Source organism: Cysteiniphilum litorale (assembly GCF_003428165.1).
Classification (GTDB): Bacteria; Pseudomonadota; Gammaproteobacteria; order Francisellales; family Francisellaceae; genus Caedibacter; species Caedibacter litoralis.
In genome coordinates this window covers 1-18,988 of the sequence record NZ_QLIQ01000024.1, presented here as the reverse complement: position 1 = coordinate 18,988, position 18,988 = coordinate 1, and the positions used below count along the sequence as shown (strand labels likewise).

Sequence of the window (18,988 nt, the reverse complement as noted above, 5' to 3'; positions counted from 1 at the left end):
ATATTATTTTTAGCCCGAGTTTATAACAAACAACAGCGGCTAAGATTAAATATTCACTTACAAGTGCTCACCGTACCCTGGGCGTAAGTCGAAGCGATGCACTGAGCATCAGTTGAGGTGGCTAAGCTTGGGAAATCGTGCTTCTAGAGGCTTCGACTTATGCTCAGCCAACGCTTACATAATCAACATGGGCTAGAATATAGTCATGATCACAAAAAAATTGTTCACTTATCACTCTAACTCATAAATAAAGTCACATTTTACACTTTATAAATTGCAACAAATCTATCAGAATATGGGCACACAAACCTTCTGCACGAGTGGAAAGATGTTACAACTTTTTGGCAATGACGCATTATCTTCGTTTGATCAACAAAAAATCTTAGCTAAATTACAGGACATTGATCCTCGTATTGAGATGGTTCAAGCGGAATATATTCATTTTATTGAGCATAGTGATGCATTAAAAGACGATGAGTTAAATAAACTCTCAGCTTTATTAAATTATGGTGATAAAGGGCAGCTTACTGATAAACAAGGGCAAGTCATTATCATCACACCACGTTTAGGCACAATCTCGCCGTGGTCATCAAAGGCAACGGATATTGCGCACAATTGCGGATTGAATAAGGTCACACGTATTGAGCGCGGCATTGTTTATTATTTAAAAAGTCAATCATCCTTAGCACAGAACGATTTAAATCTATTAGCTGCTAAGTTACATGATCGTATGATGCAAACCGTTAGCTTCTTAATTGCAGATACCAATCCATTTATCAGCACCCACGCTGTTGGCACGCTGCAAACCATTCCACTATTAAGTGAAGGTCGTAGCGCATTAGAGAAAATCAATCGTGAGCTTGGTTTGGCATTATCTGATGATGAAATTGATTATTTGCATGATGGTTTCATCAATCTTAATCGCGATCCTAATGATGTAGAGCTGATGATGTTTGCACAAGCCAACTCAGAGCATTGTCGACATAAAATCTTCAGAGCTGATTGGATTATTGATGGTCAAGCACAGCCTCTTGGGCTATTTCCAATGATCAAAAACACCTATGAACATCACAAAGAAAATATCCTCTCAGCCTATCACGACAATGCCGCAGTTATTGCCGGTTATGCTGCTGAGCGTTTGCAGCGTGATGATAATGGACTGTATCATTTCAAACGCGAACCAATTCATATTCAGATCAAGGTTGAAACACATAATCACCCAACTGCTATTGCTCCGCATCCAGGCGCTGCCACAGGAGCCGGTGGCGAGATCCGTGATGAGGGTGCGACAGGACGAGGTGCTAAACCAAAAGCAGGACTTACGGGTTATACGGTCTCTAACTTAAATATTCCTCATGATATCCAGCCGTGGGAAACCCCTTACGGCAAACCAGAGCGCATTGCCTCGGCATTAGATATTATGATTGAAGCACCTCTTGGGGGCGCTGCTTTTAACAATGAGTTTGGGCGTCCTAATCTATGCGGGTATTTTCGCAGTTTTGAGCAAAACGTAAATGGTGAAGTCTGGGGCTATCACAAACCGATTATGATCGCTGGTGGCTATGGCAATATCAAAGAAGAACATATCGAAAAACGTAAAATTCCTGTCGGTGCCAAAATTATCGTTTTAGGAGGCCCTGGGATGCTGATTGGTCTAGGCGGAGGGGCTGCCTCTTCCGTTAACTCTGGGCACTCTAATGAGGATCTTGATTTCGCCTCTGTGCAACGTGATAATGCCGAGATTGAACGTCGCGCACAGGAAGTGATTGATAGCTGTTGGTCAATGGGACTTAATAACCCAATCATTAGCATTCATGATGTTGGTGCGGGCGGTTTATCCAATGCATTACCTGAGCTAGTTGCCGACTGCGAGCGTGGTGCTATCTTTGATCTTAATAAAATTCAAGTGGCTGAAAAAGGTTTATCACCCCTAGAAATCTGGTGTAATGAATCACAAGAGCGCTATGTACTTGCTATTGCTGAGAATGATTTAGCTACCTTTGATAACATTGCCAAGCGCGAGCGTTGCCCTTATAGCATTGTTGGTGAAGCCACTGAAGAACAAGTTTTGATTTTAAAAGATGATAATTCGAGAATTGATCCGATTCACATGCCATTATCACTGTTATTAGGTAAAGCACCCAAAACATTGAAAAATGTGACCACAACTGCCAATGCCTATAGTAATTGGGATTATAGTGATATCGATTTACAAGATGCCGTTAAGCGCATTTTACGTTTACCCGCCGTTGGTAGTAAGAAATTTCTAATTACCATTGGTGATCGCACAGTTGGTGGGATGACGCAACGCGATCAAATGGTTGGTCCATGGCAAGTGCCTGTAGCTGACGTTGCCGTAACTGCAGCAAGCTTCACAGATTATCATGGCGAGGCAATGGCAATGGGCGAGCGACCAACGCTAGCGATGATGAACCCAGCTGCTGCTGCTAGAATCACTATTGGTGAGGCGATTACCAATATTGCTGCTGCGTACATCTATCACTTATCTGATGTCAAACTTTCCGCCAACTGGATGGCAGCATGCTCGCATTCTGGTGAAGATGCCAGACTTTATGAGATGGTTAAAACCGCTGGCATGGAGTTTTGTCCAGCACTTGATCTAACGATTCCTGTTGGCAAAGACTCATTATCGATGAAAACCAAATGGCATGATAATGACAATCAAGAAAAATCAGTAACCTCCCCTGTCTCTCTTGTTGCTACTGCTTTTGCCCCTGTGCAGGATATTCGTCGCACATTAACCCCACAATTACGCTTAGCATTTGAGACTGACCTTATTTTTATCGATCTAGGTGTAGGTAAAAATCGTTTAGGCGGCTCATCATTTGCGCAAAGTTATAATGAGCTTGGCAATGAAACACCTGATATTGAACCTGAGCTTTTGCAAAGCTTTTTTGCCGCCATCCATCAATTGGTTAAAGATGATAAGATTTGCGCTTACCATGATCGCTCAGATGGTGGTTTATTTACTACGCTGTGTGAGATGATGTTTGCCGCTAAGTGTGGCTTAGATATTGATATCGATGCGCTTGGTGATGATGTTCATGCCGCACTCTTTAATGAAGAGCTAGGTGCAGTGATTCAAGTAAGAAACACTGATCGCAGCATCGTAATGCAAGTCCTTGCAAGCTTCCAGTTAAAAGCCCACGCGATTGGGCGACCTAATACTTCAACTGATGATGCCAAGCTCATTATTAGTCACGATATTGATGAAGTCTTCTGCATGACACGCGCTGAGCTGCAAACACTTTGGTCTGAAACTTCTTATCAGATTCAACGCATGCGTGATAATGCACAGTGCGCTGATCAAGAGCATGATTTGATTAATGGTCATAACGATCATGGTCTTTTTGCCCAAGTTTCGTTTAATTGCAAAGAGAATATTGCTAGCCCTTATCTTAATCTTGATAGCAAACCCAAAGTAGCAATTTTACGCGAACAAGGGGTCAATAGTAATAATGAGATGGCAGCAGCCTTTACCTTAAGTGGCTTTGATGCCATTGATGTGCATATGACGGATTTGCAAAATAAGCGCATTAATCTTAATGACTTTAAAGGGCTAGCCGCATGTGGTGGTTTCTCATATGGTGATGTGTTAGGAGCCGGTGGCGGTTGGGCAAAGTCTATTTTATTTGACACAACGCTTTTAGAACAATTTGCGCAATTTTTCGCACGCACGGATACCTTTACTGTTGGCATGTGTAATGGCTGTCAAATGCTATCACAACTAAAGGATATTATTCCAGGAGCTACGCACTGGCCACGCTTTGTGCGCAACCTTTCTGAGCAATTTGAAGGTCGTTTATCAATGGTCGAAGTATTAAAAACACCATCGATTATCTTTGAAGATATGGCAGGCTTAAAGATGCCTATTGTTGTCTCTCATGGTGAAGGACGTACGCAATTTCAGCATCAAGATGACTTACAGCATTTAATTACCAATGAGCAAACAGCCATGCGCTATATCGACAGCCACAGTAAACCAACTGAGCATTATCCATTAAATCCAAATGGCTCAGAGGGTGGCTTCACGAGTTTCACATCACTTGATGGACGTGCAACCATTATGATGCCACATCCAGAGCGCGCCTTTAGGCTCGCTCAAATGTCATGGTATCCCGCGGATTGGAAGAATAAAGATATTGAATACTCACCATGGATGCGCTTGTTTATGAATGCGCGCAGATGGGTTGGGTAAACTTGAGCTAGCAAACCCAATTACCATGAGTAACGCTATTGATTTCATTAGTAAATTCATCATCTATTCCTTTATATCTGAAAAACACACTATTGAGTCTAGAAAAGAATCAATTATTTATCAGCTATTTATTATCCCTTATAGTTAATAAGGTTTTCATAGCCCCTCTAGCAATCTCTCGTTATAATGCAGCCAACTTAATTTTGCTAAGAGAAGGCCTTCGCTGTTTTATGGATTTGATACACTACCTTGTTGACTTTGTACTCAACCTAAATGTTCATATGAACACACTGGTTAACACCTTTGGTCTTTGGACTTATGCGCTGTTATTTTTGATTATTTTTTGCGAGACCGGCTTGGTGATTATGCCTTTTTTGCCCGGCGATTCTTTGTTATTTGCCGTTGGCATTATTACCGCAACCACCAATCTAAATGTTCATTTAATGGTGTTTGTCTTAGCGTTTGCTGCAATTTTGGGTGATAACGTCAACTATTGGGTGGGTCATTTATTTGGTGAGAAGCTTTTTAAGCCTGATGCTAAAATTCTTAAAACCTCTCATCTTGAAAAAACCCATCAGTTTTTTGAGAAATATGGTGCCAAAGCCATTATTATCGCGCGTTTTGTGCCAATCATTCGCACCTTCACGCCATTTGCTGCTGGCATGGGTGAGATGCCCTATCGTCGCTTTATCACTTTAAGTGTTATTGCCGCATTTATTTGGGTCGGATCAATCACCTATCTTGGCTATTTCTTTAGTAATATTCCGTTTATGCAAGAAAACTTCAGCTACCTTGTTATTGCGATTATTCTTGTTTCAATCATGCCTGCAATTATTGAAATAATTAAAAAGCGTCGCTCACTTAAAAAACAAAAGAGCAATTAACTTCACCCACTTCAGGCGCAATACATTTTGTATGATTCGGTATGTTTATTAATTAACAGATTATTGATAATCTAACCCCATCTTAGCAAGTTCAAAGAAAGCTAATATACCATTTACGATACTCTGGGGGGAGGATAGGGTGTTTAGCAAAGTTAAGACAGAAACAAGATCTTAATTTTGTTAAACTTGCCCTTAAAAGGCGTCAAATTTTCACTGTTTAGATAGATACAGCGTTTGCAAGATATCGTCTTGTAACTGTAGCGCTTGCTTTTTCTGTGATGCAAGTAGATTTCCAATCAAGATCGAGAATACATATTGCTGACCATCCTGCGCTTTGATATAACCAGATAACGCTATAGATGTTGTTCCTGAGCCTGTTTTGGCAAAGACTTTACCCACCAGTTCTTGATTATTACGCCATTTTAAAGTGCCTGATTGTCCATAGACTGGAAGTGACATTTTAAAAATACTGAAGCTTTTCTGTGATTGCATTTTATAAAGCAAATCAACAATAAAATCAGCATTTAATAGATCACTTTCGGACATACCCGCACCATCTTCCAACTGAATATTATTAGTATCAAGTGCAAGCTTTTTATGCAAAATCTCAAACATGGCATTTTTACCACTGACAAGACTGCCCACTTGATATATTTTATAACCTAAAGTTCTTAACAAGCTTTGCGCATAAAGATTATCAGAAAGCACAAGCATATGCTTAAGCAAAGCAGATAAATCAGGCGAATTATGCAGATTGATAAGTTTAAGGTTAGCGGGTTTACCATTGATTTCTTTGATACTACCTTTGAAACCCACATCCTGCTTTTTAAGTTGCTGTTTCAACACTTTCTCAAACATTTTGTGAGGGTTGGTAATCGCAAATTTAAAGGTGAAATCTCCTTTTGGCAAACAACCTGCTAAAATAAGCTTATTTTGCGCAGTCATACTTGCATTAAACTGGCACGTTTTAAGCATATTATCGTCAGCGGCTAACAGCTTATTGTCATAATCTATTGTCTCGCCACCAAGCTTGTCCACCTTGAAATAATTTTCGTGAGATTGAAGCTTTAAAACCACTTGGTTTTCATTCAAAGTATATGCCGAGCTTTGCGCGCCAAAGCCAAACACACTATCACTTTGACTTTGATTAATTGGATAATCACGTCCTTGAAATTGTTGATTTATGAGATAAACATTCCCCGCGATTGATTTAATATGATGCTGCGAAAGACCCTGAAGCAACGCTGCCAATGCTTCAGATGTCAAACTCGGGTCACCGGATAAATCAATATATACATTATCAACGCCTTTTTGATCTTTACGATCATAATAAAGTTTCGTTTTATATTGATAATTTTGCCCCAAGCTTAGCAATGCCGCTGCCGCTGTCAAAAGCTTGGCATTACTTGCTGGCATTATGTTTTTTTGACTATTGAATGCTAGTAACGTTTTACCCTCTTTTGCATTAATCACTTTTACCGCAACCAATGCACTCTCTAAATGATAACTACTAATGGCTGAAGTTAGTGTTCTCTCAAGCTGAGTATTAGCAGGACTTAACTGTGTTGCAGCAACAGCTAAAATTATTGTGAATATCACACGCATACACGTGCTCCTTATGTTTTTTCCAAGTAACTCCAGTTACTAAATGATTTATGAACGGTATAAAACTATCAGGTAGATCATACGGCACAGGTATTTATAACCGACTCAACCCACTGGCTAAAATCATCTTTAATGCGCGCTAGCGCTTCTTCGCTATCTGCCTCAAAACGCAAGACTAAGCATGGTGTGGTGTTTGATGCGCGAACCAATCCCCAGCCATCTTTAAACTCAACACGCACACCATCAATGGTAATGACTTTTGCATTATTGAACTTTGTATCTGCCTGCTTCACTAAGCTATCAACCACCGCAAATTTTTGTTCTTCGGTGACTTCAATATTGATCTCAGGGGTATTGATACTTTGTGGAATACGTGCAAATATTTGATCTAGAGACGCATCACTACTTGCCAGAATGTCTAATAATCTGACACCCGTGTATAATCCATCATCAAAGCCAAGCCAGCGATCATTAAAGAACGTATGCCCACTCATCTCACCTGCAAGCTCAGCACCCGTTTCTTTGATTTTCTTTTTAATCAGCGCATGTCCTGTTTGTGACATAATCGGTTTACCACCTAGGTTCTCAACAAAGCTTGCAAGATTCTTAGTGCACTTAACATCAAACAAGATGGTCGCTTGTGGATGTGCCTTTAATACATCTTCGGCATAAAGCATCAACTGACGATCTGGGAAGATATTCTCACCCTTAGGTGTGATCACACCTAAGCGATCACCATCACCATCAAAAGCCAGACCAACATCAGCATTGTGTGTTTTAACCGCAGCGATAAGGTCTTTTAAATTAGCAGGCTTACTTGGATCAGGATGATGATTCGGGAATGTACCATCAATCTCACAAAATAGCTCAATGACTTCGCATCCTAGCTTTCTAAACAATTTAGGAGCAATTTCACCTGTGATACCATTACCTGCATCAATCACAATTTTTAACGGTTTAGCGAGCTTTTCTTGTTTGGCAATATAGTCAATATACTTATCATCAATCGCAAGTGATTGATAAGTACCCACTGTATCGTCTTTTGCTTCACCCTTTATAATGATTTTTTTTAATACTTGAATATCATCTTGTGCTAAGGTGTGCCCGCCAATCATCATTTTAAGACCATTGTAATTCGCGGGATTATGACTCCCTGTCAACATAATCCCGGTACCATTGCCTTGTGTTTTAGCAGCAAAGTAAAGTACAGGTGTCGGCACCGCTCCAACATCAATCACATCACAGCCTCCGGCTTGCAACCCTTCCGCTAATGACTTTAATAAGGTTGGGCCTGATAAACGACCATCACGCGCGATAAAGACCTTTTGTTCACCGTGTAGACGTGCTTGTTGCGCGAATGCTACACCGATATTAAACACAACGTTCTCATTTAGATCTTCAGGATAAGTCCCACGAATATCATACGCTCTAAAAATATGCTCAGATGTTAATGCATTTTCTTTAAACAATTTACAACTCCTTTAACTTTTATATCTTTTACATATTTCACAATAAATAACTTACATCAATATCATCAAATGCTTCAATCACATCATCATAGTCAACAGATAACGCCATGACTTTAAAATTCTCAGCTAACTCAGTGCTTAGTGTCAGTAATTTCAATTCTTGATTTAATCGTAATTTCTCTTTTTCATTTAAATCTGTTTGCTGCTTTTCATAAGCACACATAATCCCTGCTTGGCTTAAAAAACTGCCTTGTGTGGCAAAACCATCAAGCACAAAGCCAAGGCTTTCAGCGCATTCGGCAACAGTCGTAAAATCAACATGTGCCGTGATATCTTGCACACCAGTGTAAATCAACGGATTATCATGCACATGATGCTTGAAGTAGCATTGCAATGTGCCTTTAATACGCGCACTGCTGTAATACAAATCACGTTGATAACCATAATCACAGATAAAAACCACACCGCGATTTAACACGCTGTGAATTGATGTTAACCACGGCTCGATCCATAGATTAATTTCTGTTTGATAACCATTAATAAATAGCAAATTTTCTAATGGTAAACGCTTAATCGCGGCTGCTAATAACGGATCAGTAATCTCTTGATCACACCAGATAAATTGATCTTGTTGCTGATCGACCATCATGCGTTTTGCTGCTTTACCCTTAATAGAGATCAATTCAACCGGCATGGCATCAATCACCTCATTGGCAAAGACAATCGCATTAAGCTTTTCTGTGGGCAATTTATCCAACCAATGAATATGTTGATAATAGTCCCCTATTGACTTTAATAAACTCTGTTGCTCAAGCTTCAAATCAGGACTTAGCTCAATAATATAATAAGCATGAGGCAAAGCATTAAGAGACGTAAGCTTTTGCAAACAATCCAAAGCAAATTTTCCCGTACCTGCACCAAATTCAACAATGACAGGATTGTCACCAAGTTTTGGCAAGATATCCGCAAATTGTATGGCAAAGGTTTGCCCAAAAAGGCTTGAGCTCATCGGTGCTGTCATAAAATCACCGGACTCACCAAGCTTTGGTTTATTCGCCGTGTAATACCCTAAATTTGGCGCATATAGCGCCTCTTGCATAAAGCGTTTAAAACTAATGGGTGATTTATTGTTAGCAATGACCTTGGCAATATGAGCATACATTTCTGCCACACGCAAACGCTCATCTGAATTTAATTCTGGCAGAGTTGTTTGATTCATGATTAACGCTTACGGTCTAATTTATCCAATAGACTCTTAGGGAAATAAAAACGTCTCATTTGAACACTTTGGCGCAAAGCATTAACATCCTGCGGACTGAGTTCTTCTGATTTACCAGCACTTAAATACCTAGGTAAAGTAAGATTGCCATAACGCACACGCGTTAAACGGCTTATTTGCACGCCAACAGCTTCAAACATTCGTCTTACTTCACGATTTCGACCCTCTGACAAGGTCACATGATACCATTTGTTTATACCCTCGCCACCTACAAAGCGCACACTACTAAACTTAGCCTCACCATCGTCAAGCATAATACCCATTTTAAGCTGCTCGATTACGCTATCTTCAATATCACCAAATAAGCGAACGGCATACTCACGCTCAACTTCATACGATGGATGCATTAAACGATTGGCAAGTTCACCATCAGTGGTAAATAATAATAATCCCGTGGTATTAATATCCAAACGCCCAACCATAATCCAACGCCCAATTTTCAATCTTGGCAAGGCATCAAATACTGTTTTACGTCCTTCAGGATCACTCTTTGTGCAGATCTCGCCATCTGGCTTATTATAAATAATCACTCGCGGACGCGACAATACAACTGCTTGGTTACGTAATGGTTTGCCATCGACAATGATCTTATCATCAAATGACGCACGATCGCCAATTTGAGCGACTTTACCATTAACACTCACACGTCCTGCGAGAATTTTCTCCTCCATCTTGCGCCGTGAACCAAGACCTGCTAACGCTAAGAGTTTCTGCAGCTTGTCTTTATGATCACTATTTGATTTAGGATTTCGATTATTTTGGTTATTTTGGTTGTTTTGCTTCTTTTGATTACGCATTTTTATGTACTTCGTAGAATAAATTCAATTACTGCGGGAACTTTACCCCATTTTCACTCATTCGCCAAGAAAAGTGTTCATATACACCTGTTTTTCCTTGCTCAATTAATTGATAGATTTCCTCTTGGCTGATCTCAAAATCCGTGCCCATAATATCCAAGGTATCAACGAAAACAACACGATTCCAATTGCTTGGCTCTAAGTGTCGCTTAAGTGAAGCTAATGAATAGAACTTCATAAACTCTCGGGTGAACTCAAAAATATGCCCTATCTTATGAAACCCTTGTGAACCTTTGCGCATTTGCTTTAAGGGGTCTTCCTTAGGATCTAGACGAAAGCCCAAGGTTTCGGTATTAAACACTTCATCATTTGACACACCATCATACAAGGCATTAAGCGTATTGTGCATATACTTTTTATCATCAAATAACTCTAATGGGCAGTTCCAAATCAACCCGCCATCAACCAAAATATTTTCTTCTTTGCCATCTTTACGTTTAACCGCACGAAATAGCATCGGAATACACGTCGAGATCCTAAGGGCTTCGACCACTTGCATCGTTGGCGTTGTCTCAGCACTATAAACCTCCGCACACTCTTTGGTAAGGTTAGTGCCAATAATATATAAATCATTACCGGTTAGTTTTTTCATTGTCGCAAAATCGATATAACCATCGCCAAGTTTACGCGCAATAAGCTCAGCCATATGACTGATAAAGAAGTCTCCTTTATACCAGCCAAAATCAGTAATTAAACGTGTAGAATTACTGATAAAGTTGCGACTAGCATCCATAAATAATCGATAATCTAATTGACTTACAATTTCTTCAACATCTTTGGCATTAAAGCCAACTGCCAACAAAATTGCATAAATCGCACCGGCTGAAGTGCCTGCAAAGCGATGAATATTTTTCAAAACACCCAATGATTCAAGTGCAGTAATCGCACCACTATAAGCAATCCCTCTGACACCTGCGCCTTCAAAAACCAAATTGCGAAAGGCATGAATATTTAACTCATCAATCGTCTGACTTAAAAAGTGATTAACCCGTGTTCTCGATTGTCGCATTGGAAAAGGTGAAATACTTTCAAGCGGTTTAACACGTGCGCGATAAAAGACCTTGTAGAAGTTATCAACCCGCTCACGCTTAGCTGGCAGATATTTTACTGAACGCAACACCATAGTTTTAATGCGTAACTTACTTGGGTGTATATCCAAAGCAGGCAAGCTTAATAATGCTTGGTAATATGCTCTAATTACCCATAACCGTGGCAAACTGGCACTATTATTGCCTTGCGATTCCACTTGTGCTTCATTTAAACGAAAAAAACGATAGCCCCATGAAAATGGCCACTGTAAATACCACGGCACATCGGTTAATTGCTCATAAGGGATCGGATTAATTAACAATTGTTTTTGAATCAATTTCGGATATTTTTCACATAACAGCAAGCTAATCAATGCGCTATAGCCATAAGCAATAATCGTGATATTTTCAAGTTTGAAATATTCAATCACGCTTTGTGCATCAAGCACACTTTGCACCATTGAGCATTCAATGACTTTTTTAGGGCGACCACTTTGCCCATGACCATATAGGTCATAAGCCACGATATTATACTCAGGTGAGAACTTCCTAAATTGCGCCTGCCAGTTAATCGCACTTCCGGTAATACCATGCAAAAAAAGTAAAGTCTTGCGTTTATGATCAATCTCATTATGATAAACACACAGCCTGCGATTGGTTCTAAACAAGCGTTTGGTCATCGATAGAATCATCTAGATACCTTACTCGTACAATTTTGAGCTCAGCTGCAAGCGCAAAGTTGCCGCTTCATTGTAATTACCTAAGGCTTGTAATATATCCATCTTAAGCTTGATATTCTCTTGTGTTTTACCCGCTAGTTCAATATAACGATTGACCATACTAAGCGCATCTTTATAGTCTCTTTCATGATACTCAAGTTGCGCAAGCTCCCAATAAGACAAAGTGCTTCCAGCACCTTGATCTATCGCTTTCTCAAAATAGCGCTTAGCTTGTTTACTATTACCCTGCTCTAACAGGCAACGCCCATAAAGGGTAAAAGTCTCAGCTAAATTAATATTTTTTGGCAGGACAATTGAGCGCTGAAATAAGTTATTGGCTTGTTGATATTTATGCTTATCCATACATAAAAATTGGGCATAAAAATTATAGGCTTGGAAATCATCTGGTGCCATACGTAAGGCTTTTTCATAAGAGCCCTCAGCAAGATCTGGCATGCCTAGATTTTGATAATATAAGCCTTCAGCATAATAGATTGTTGGCACATTAGCATCTTGTGACTTGGCTTTTAAGAGCTTCTCTTTGGCACGATCCAGCATCTCACGCTGCGCGTAAACAACGGCTAATTCAGCATTAATCTTTGCCGCTTTAGCGTAATCAACAGTAGGTGCCTCGGGGATATCTGGTAATTGTTTGGAATTGCTAGCACAGCCTGCAACCATTACAATCGATATAAAAAGTCCTGCCTTGACCAATGGATTCCTTGTTTTTAGCATTATGCCTCACTTAAGCTACGTTGATATCGCGCCTGACGCTTGGTTTTATCCTGCACTTTACCTGCAAGTTGGCCGCATGCCGCGTCAATATCATCACCTCTGGTTTTTCTAATCGTTGCCACGAAACCTGCTTCCATCAAATACTGCTGAAAGCGATGTGTTCGGTTATTGCTAGGCTTCTTATATGGCGTACCAGGGTATGGGTTAAATGGTATAAGGTTGATCTTAGCCGGAACCTGTTTTGACTTCAATAGTGTTACTAGCTCTTTTGCATGCTCAAGCTCGTCGTTAACATGCTCCATTAGCGTGTACTCAAAGGTGATTTCTTTATGTGGACCACGTTGCGCGTAAAGCTTACATGCTGCCATTAGCTCATCAATATTATATTTCTTATTAATCGGCACCAGCTCATTGCGAAGCGCATCATTAGGCGCGTGTAGTGATACGGCTAATGAGACATCTGATTGCTCAAGTAGATCATAAATGCGTGGTACAACACCCGATGTGCTTAGTGTTACACGACGCTTTGACAAGCCATAAGCTAGATCATCCATCATAATATCCATCGCACTGACCACAGCATCAAAGTTCATCAATGGCTCGCCCATGCCCATCATCACCACATTGGTCACGTGTCGATCGTGCTCGCCTTGTTGCTTGGATAATGCACGCACTGCTGTCCATACTTGACCGATAATTTCAGCCACGGTTAAATTGCGATTAAACCCCTGCTTGCCCGTTGAGCAGAAACTACAGTTCAACGTGCAACCTACTTGTGAAGAAACACATAAGGTTCCACGCGAACCTTCTGGAATATAAACGGTTTCAACCAGATTACCACCCACATCAATCAACCATTTATGCGTGCCATCATTTGATGGCTTATCTAATACCACTTTAGGAGCGACCACTTCAGCCACATCCATCAGCTTCTGGCGCAAGGCTTTACTTAAATCACTCATGTCATCAAAAGATGTGATACCTTTTTGATGAATCCACTTAAACACCTGTTTAGCACGAAATGGTTTCTCATCAATACTTGCAAAATACGCTTGTAAGTCTTTTTGACAGAAATTCATTAGGTTTGTTTTTGTTACTACTTTTTCAATTGCCGTGTCTTGCATCTATATACTCTATGTCGTTTTATTCTATTGATTGAATCACCAAAGTTACGCACTTTTTCTAAAATGCGTAACGTCAATTAATCAATGATATGATTGCATAGGGCATTATACAGATGATTATTTTGCGTTCAATAAGTTTGTGAGATCTACTGACCTTTTCTTTGTAAGTTAACCCACTCTGCAATCGCATAAATGGGTGTACCCAGAAAGAACAGAATCATGCCATAGTAGACAACTTCCTGCCCTGAACCTAATATTGTCCAGAATGAATAAGCGCACGCCAATACTGCAACAATAATCGACATTTGCCAGAATGGGCTGTTTTTATCTTGCTGTTTAATCACTAAAATATTCGATATCGTCGTGTAAAAGTAAGGTACTAATGCCGTTAAAACTGCCATAAGAATGATCAACTCAAACTGCTCAACTAAAGCTTTTGACATCGTCAATAACAATAATATCGTCATGAGCACGCCTGATAAAATTAGGCTAAAACTCGGTGCACCATAGCGATTTTCTTTGGCAAATATTTTAGGAAAGAGATTAGTTTGAGCAATTGATTTTGAGACCACTGCCGTTACCATAATCCAACCATTAAGTGTGCCTAAGCACGCAATCACTGCAGCGATGGCAATAAAGATACCACCAGCCTGACCAATAATTTCTGTTGCTGCTAAGGCAAATGGCGCATTAGAGTTTGCAAGCTCCGCCGCGGGTACCATGCCCATAATTACTGTTGAACTCGCGATATAGATAAAGGCTGCAATCAACGTACCGGTTAATGTCGCCAATGGAATGTTTTTTTGTGGGTTTTTCACTTTGCTTGCCGTCACTGCGGCAGACTCCAAACCAATAAACGCCCAAAGGGTCAATGAAGCAGCAGCACTTAGTGCACTTAAGCTTGAGCTATCGGTGCGATTAAAGTCTAAATAGTACTCTGGATGAATATACCAAACTCCAGCAAAAATGATAAAAAGCAACGGAATCGTTTTACCAATCATTGATAGCAACTGCAGCCATCCGACTGTGCGCGCACCAAACATATTAAAGAAAGTAATAATCCAAATAATGCCAATCGCAGCAATCGCAGTCATTAATTTATCTGACAAAATCGGGAAAAAGAAACTCAAATACCCGACCATTGCCAAAGAGATTGCGCAGTTTCCTACCCATAATGATACCCAATAGCCAAAACCGCTTTGAAAGCCAAGAAAGTTACCCATTCCAACACGCACATACGTATATGGTCCGCCATCAACCTTGGGCACCAAACGACTGAAGCTGCAAAAAACAAGTGCTAATAACACCGAACCAATGGCCGTGAAAATCCACGCCAAAATACTAATTGAACCAAACTTTGCCAAACCTGATGGCAATAAAAATATCCCCGAGCCAACCATATTGCCAGAAACTAGCGCCACCAACATCCAAAAGCTCATATATTGATTTTTTATAACTTTCACATTGTCCTGCATTTTAAGCATTACTCCCAAATTTCTATATTCTTCATTCATTAGTAGTCAAAATAAATACCACATCATGATTAACTATCAAAGTAAGTTTATGTTAACAGCAGTTACCATGACAAGATTAACGCCAAATGAACAAACACAAAATCATACGATTTTAGATTTTTAAATATTAAGCATAAAAAAAGGGTGCACTGTTTCCAGTACACCCTTTAATTCAACTCGCGCTTACTATTAAGCTGCTAGTGCTGATTTTGCTTTTTCAACTAATTGCGCAAATGCATCTTTGTTGAATACTGCTAATTCAGCCAATACTTTACGATCAAGCTCGATATTCGCTTTTTTCAAGCCGTTGATAAATAGGCTATAGCTTAAATCGTGCTGACGCGCTGCGGCATTGATACGCACAATCCAAAGCGCTCTGAACTGTCTTTTTCTCTGCTTACGGTCACGATACGCATACTGACCCGCTTTGATAACCGCTTGCTTAGCAACACGGTATACACGCGAGCGCGCACCATAATAGCCTTTAGCTTGTTTTAAAATCTTCTTATGACGACGACGTGCTTCCACGCCTCTTTTTACTCTAGGCATAATCTACTCCACTTTAAAAAATTTGTTATTAACACTTATGCATATGGCATTTGTTGATTCAAACTTGGTACGTCTGCTTTAGCAACTTGAGACATACCACGCAAATGACGCTTACGCTTAGTTGTCATCTTCGTGTTAATGTGAGCGCGGTTCGCTGAACGATGCTTAAAACCACCCTTACCAGTTCTTTTAAAGCGCTTAGCAGCACCTCGGTTTGTTTTTATTTTTGGCATAATATACTCCGCATTTTACCATTTTTATGACATGTTCAAGCTCACACCTGACATGCGATTATTTTTTCTTAGGTCCTAAGACCATAACCATTTGGCGACCTTCCATTTTCGGTCGGTGCTCAACCACGCCGTATTCGTCTAAGTCAGCTTCCAAGCGTTTAAGCATATCAACACCCAACTCTTGATGCGCCATCTCACGACCTCTAAAACGAACTGTGATCTTGACTTTATCGCCACTTTCTAGAAACTTTATCAGGTTGCGTAGTTTTACCTGATAGTCCCCAACATCAGTTCCAGGACGGATTTTAATTTCCTTGACCTGCATCTGCTTTTGCTTCTTTTTTGCAGCGGCTTTTTTCTTGCCTTGCTCAAACAAGAATTTGCCATAATCCATGATACGGCACACTGGCGGCTCTGCCTGTGAGGAGATTTCCACCAAATCCATACCATGTTCTTCTGCCTGTGTTAACGCTTGTCTTAACGACACAACGCCAATTTGCTCTCCTTCCGGTCCGATTAAACGAACTTCTTTCGCCTTAATATTTTCATTAATCGGCGCTTTCTGGTCTGCTTTGTTAATAACTCAAACTCCTAATTTAGGTTTTCTAGGCTTACTCGACCTTTTTTCTCAATTTCTGACAACAAAAGCTCAGCAAGTGCATCAATCGTTAATGCACCCAGATCGCTACCATCTTGTTTTCTGACGGTGACCTGACCCAAAGACTGCTCTTTTTCTCCAGCAATCGCCATAAACGGCACTCGTGCTAAAGTGTGCTCGCGGATTTTAAACCCTATTTTTTCATTTCTCAAGTCAATTTGTGTGCGAATACCAAGTTTTCTTAATTTTTGCTCAACTTCTTTGAGATATTGGTCTTGTTTGTTGCTAATTCCAGTGAGCACGATCTGCACTGGTGACAACCACACTGGCAACTTGCCCGCATAATGCTCGATCAAGACACCAATAAAACGCTCCAATGAGCCAACAATCGCGCGATGCAACATCACTGGCACTTGCTTATCACTATTTTCATCAATAAATGTCGCACCCAAGCGCATCGGCATCGATAAATCCAGCTGAACCGTACCACACTGCCAACTGCGACCTATCGCATCTTTTAAATGAAATTCAATTTTAGGACCATAAAATGCACCCTCTCCAGGCAAATAATCAAAAGCCACTTTTTGATTACTAAGTGCATCGGCTAAGGCTTTTTCTGATTTATCCCAGATCTCATCGGAACCGACACGATTCTCAGGGCGAAGTGCGAGTTTGACATCAAAATCAGTAAAGCCAAAATCGCGATAAACCTCAAAACATTGCTCAACCATTTGTGCCACTTCAGCTTCAATTTGCGCCTCTGTGCAGAAAATATGCCCATCATCTTGTGTGAAACTTCTGACACGCAACAACCCGTGCAAAGCACCCGATGCCTCATTTCTGTGGACAACACCAAACTCTGCCATGCGAATCGGTAAGTCACGATAGCTATGCAAATGATGATTATAAACCTGAACGCAAGTTGGGCAATTCATTGGGCGAATCGCATATTCACGATTTTCCGAATGCGTCATAAACATATTCTCAGCATATTTTGCGGCATGTCCTGACTTCTGCCACATCGAGATATCAGCAATCAATGGCGTTCTGATCTCAGTACAGCCATATTTTTCGTTCGATGAACGCATATAATCCTCAACAACACGCCAAATAGCAGTGCCCTTTGGATGCCAAAAAGCAATACCAGGGGATTCTTCTTGAAAATGATATAAATCAAGCGCCTTGCCAATCTTACGGTGATCGCGTTTCTCAGCTTCTTCAAGGCGTGTTAAATACGCTTTTAATTGTTTCTTATCTGCCCAGCAAGTGCCATAAATGCGCGTTAACATCTCATTCTTTGAGTCTCCACGCCAATAAGCGCCCGCCACACGCATTAATTTAAAAGCCTTTAGATGCGATGTATTTGGCACATGTGGTCCACGACACAAATCAGTAAAATCACCCTGTGAGTATAAACTTAATACTTCTCCTTGCGGCAAATCAGCAATAATTTCAGCTTTATATTTCTCGCCAATAGCTTCAAAGTAAGTGATCGCATCATCGCGTGATTTAATAACACGTGTTACATCTTCCGCTTGTACCGCTAATTCGTACATGCGCTTTTCGATCTTTTCTAAATCTTCAGGTGTAAATGCACGCTCATAAGCAAAGTCATAATAAAAGCCATCCTCAATCACAGGACCGATTGTTACCTGCGCATTAGGATAAAGCTGTTTGACCGCTTGCGCTAATAAGTGCGCACAGGAATGGCGTAAAATCTCTAAACCCTTATCGTCTTTTGCCGTAATTAAGGTCAAGGTTGCATCGTGTTCTACGATAAAACTCGTATCTACTTCTTTGCCATTAACAATACCTGCCAAGGTAGCTTTTGCTAAACCCTGACCAATGTCCAAGGCAATGTTATACACAGAAATAGGTTTCTCAAACGCACGCTGCGACCCGTCCGGCAAAGTAATTACAGGCATTATTCACTCCAGATTTATTGTTTTCATTAGGCTTGCTTTAACTTTAAGCAAAGCAACAAGTCTATAGGTAGAGTATTTTCGAGGATTACACTAGCAGCTGTCAAGCATTGTGATTTTGTTTCACACGGCTGTCCCATCTAAAATATGTTGACTTTTGCTAAATTTATCTTTGAAGTTGTCATCAAAGGAATCTATTGTATTAGCTATGACTCAGGAAATATCCACCACTTTTGAAAATCACTTTAAAGAT

General features: G+C 40.3%; 14 protein-coding genes. 2 read left to right on the top strand and 12 right to left on the bottom strand.

The window, feature by feature from the left end:
• Positions 1 to 328 precede the first annotated feature (328 nt).
• Together purL and DNJ75_RS09795 are read left to right on the top strand one after the other, a co-directional pair.
• The gene (gene purL, locus DNJ75_RS09800) at positions 329 to 4,219 is read left to right on the top strand and encodes a phosphoribosylformylglycinamidine synthase (RefSeq protein ID WP_117003281.1); all 3,891 of its coding nucleotides are present in this window, start codon (positions 329 to 331) and stop codon (positions 4,217 to 4,219) included.
• 230 nt (positions 4,220 to 4,449) lie between these two features.
• On the top strand, positions 4,450 to 5,103 hold the full coding sequence (locus DNJ75_RS09795; RefSeq protein ID WP_117003280.1) for a DedA family protein: 654 nt from the start codon (positions 4,450 to 4,452) through the stop codon (positions 5,101 to 5,103).
• Between the two features lie 210 nt (positions 5,104 to 5,313).
• On the opposite strand, the gene dacB is transcribed toward DNJ75_RS09795, so the two are convergent.
• The 12 genes from dacB to thrS form a co-directional block, all read right to left on the bottom strand.
• Positions 5,314 to 6,708 (bottom strand): D-alanyl-D-alanine carboxypeptidase/D-alanyl-D-alanine endopeptidase, encoded by a 1,395-nt coding sequence (gene dacB / locus DNJ75_RS09790; RefSeq protein ID WP_117003279.1) that lies wholly within the window; start codon positions 6,706 to 6,708, stop codon positions 5,314 to 5,316.
• 77 nt (positions 6,709 to 6,785) lie between these two features.
• The gene (locus tag DNJ75_RS09785; RefSeq protein ID WP_117003278.1) at positions 6,786 to 8,177 is read right to left on the bottom strand and encodes a phosphomannomutase/phosphoglucomutase; all 1,392 of its coding nucleotides are present in this window, start codon (positions 8,175 to 8,177) and stop codon (positions 6,786 to 6,788) included.
• 37 nt (positions 8,178 to 8,214) lie between these two features.
• The gene (locus DNJ75_RS09780; protein ID WP_117003277.1) at positions 8,215 to 9,396 is read right to left on the bottom strand and encodes a class I SAM-dependent methyltransferase; all 1,182 of its coding nucleotides are present in this window, start codon (positions 9,394 to 9,396) and stop codon (positions 8,215 to 8,217) included.
• A 2-nt stretch (positions 9,397 to 9,398) separates the two neighbouring features.
• Positions 9,399 to 10,253: a 23S rRNA pseudouridine(2605) synthase RluB gene (rluB, locus tag DNJ75_RS09775; protein ID WP_117003276.1), complete on the bottom strand. Its 855-nt coding sequence runs from the start codon at positions 10,251 to 10,253 to the stop codon at positions 9,399 to 9,401.
• A gap of 28 nt (positions 10,254 to 10,281) precedes the next feature.
• Complete coding sequence (locus tag DNJ75_RS09770) at positions 10,282 to 12,033, bottom strand: alpha/beta fold hydrolase (RefSeq protein ID WP_117003275.1); 1,752 nt, start codon at positions 12,031 to 12,033, stop codon at positions 10,282 to 10,284.
• A gap of 9 nt (positions 12,034 to 12,042) precedes the next feature.
• Positions 12,043 to 12,795, bottom strand: a complete 753-nt coding sequence (gene pilW, locus DNJ75_RS09765; RefSeq protein WP_117003274.1) for a type IV pilus biogenesis/stability protein PilW — start codon at positions 12,793 to 12,795, stop codon at positions 12,043 to 12,045.
• Positions 12,795 to 13,919 (bottom strand): 23S rRNA (adenine(2503)-C(2))-methyltransferase RlmN, encoded by a 1,125-nt coding sequence (gene rlmN / locus DNJ75_RS09760; protein WP_117003273.1) that lies wholly within the window; start codon positions 13,917 to 13,919, stop codon positions 12,795 to 12,797. The genes pilW and rlmN overlap by 1 nt, the downstream gene beginning before the upstream one ends.
• Positions 13,920 to 14,065: 146 nt before the next feature.
• A complete protein-coding gene (locus DNJ75_RS09755) occupies positions 14,066 to 15,382 on the bottom strand; it encodes an amino acid permease (protein WP_157968292.1) in 1,317 nt (438 codons plus the stop codon).
• Positions 15,383 to 15,622: 240 nt separating this feature from the next.
• Positions 15,623 to 15,982 (bottom strand): 50S ribosomal protein L20, encoded by a 360-nt coding sequence (rplT, locus tag DNJ75_RS09750; protein ID WP_117003271.1) that lies wholly within the window; start codon positions 15,980 to 15,982, stop codon positions 15,623 to 15,625.
• A gap of 35 nt (positions 15,983 to 16,017) precedes the next feature.
• Positions 16,018 to 16,215, bottom strand: coding sequence for a 50S ribosomal protein L35 (gene rpmI / locus DNJ75_RS09745; protein ID WP_117003270.1), 198 nt, complete (start codon positions 16,213 to 16,215; stop codon positions 16,018 to 16,020).
• A 58-nt stretch (positions 16,216 to 16,273) separates the two neighbouring features.
• Positions 16,274 to 16,795, bottom strand: a complete 522-nt coding sequence (gene infC / locus DNJ75_RS09740) for a translation initiation factor IF-3 (protein ID WP_117003269.1) — start codon at positions 16,793 to 16,795, stop codon at positions 16,274 to 16,276.
• An 11-nt stretch (positions 16,796 to 16,806) separates the two neighbouring features.
• The gene (thrS, locus tag DNJ75_RS09735) at positions 16,807 to 18,738 is read right to left on the bottom strand and encodes a threonine--tRNA ligase (RefSeq protein WP_117003268.1); all 1,932 of its coding nucleotides are present in this window, start codon (positions 18,736 to 18,738) and stop codon (positions 16,807 to 16,809) included.
• Positions 18,739 to 18,988 lie beyond the last annotated feature (250 nt).

Bases quoted from the DNA above. Each gene is read 5' to 3' on its own strand.
- purL (WP_117003281.1), top strand. From the start codon at position 329: ATGTTACAACTTTTTGGCAATGACGCATTATCTTCGTTTGATCAACAA.
- DNJ75_RS09795 (WP_117003280.1), top strand. From the start codon at position 4,450: ATGGATTTGATACACTACCTTGTTGACTTTGTACTCAACCTAAATGTT.
- dacB (WP_117003279.1), bottom strand. From the start codon at position 6,708: ATGCGTGTGATATTCACAATAATTTTAGCTGTTGCTGCAACACAGTTA.
- DNJ75_RS09780 (WP_117003277.1), bottom strand. From the start codon at position 9,396: ATGAATCAAACAACTCTGCCAGAATTAAATTCAGATGAGCGTTTGCGT.
- rluB (WP_117003276.1), bottom strand. From the start codon at position 10,253: ATGCGTAATCAAAAGAAGCAAAACAACCAAAATAACCAAAATAATCGA.
- DNJ75_RS09770 (WP_117003275.1), bottom strand. From the start codon at position 12,033: ATGATTCTATCGATGACCAAACGCTTGTTTAGAACCAATCGCAGGCTG.
- pilW (WP_117003274.1), bottom strand. From the start codon at position 12,795: ATGCTAAAAACAAGGAATCCATTGGTCAAGGCAGGACTTTTTATATCG.
- rlmN (WP_117003273.1), bottom strand. From the start codon at position 13,919: ATGCAAGACACGGCAATTGAAAAAGTAGTAACAAAAACAAACCTAATG.
- rplT (WP_117003271.1), bottom strand. From the start codon at position 15,982: ATGCCTAGAGTAAAAAGAGGCGTGGAAGCACGTCGTCGTCATAAGAAG.
- rpmI (WP_117003270.1), bottom strand. From the start codon at position 16,215: ATGCCAAAAATAAAAACAAACCGAGGTGCTGCTAAGCGCTTTAAAAGA.
- thrS (WP_117003268.1), bottom strand. From the start codon at position 18,738: ATGCCTGTAATTACTTTGCCGGACGGGTCGCAGCGTGCGTTTGAGAAA.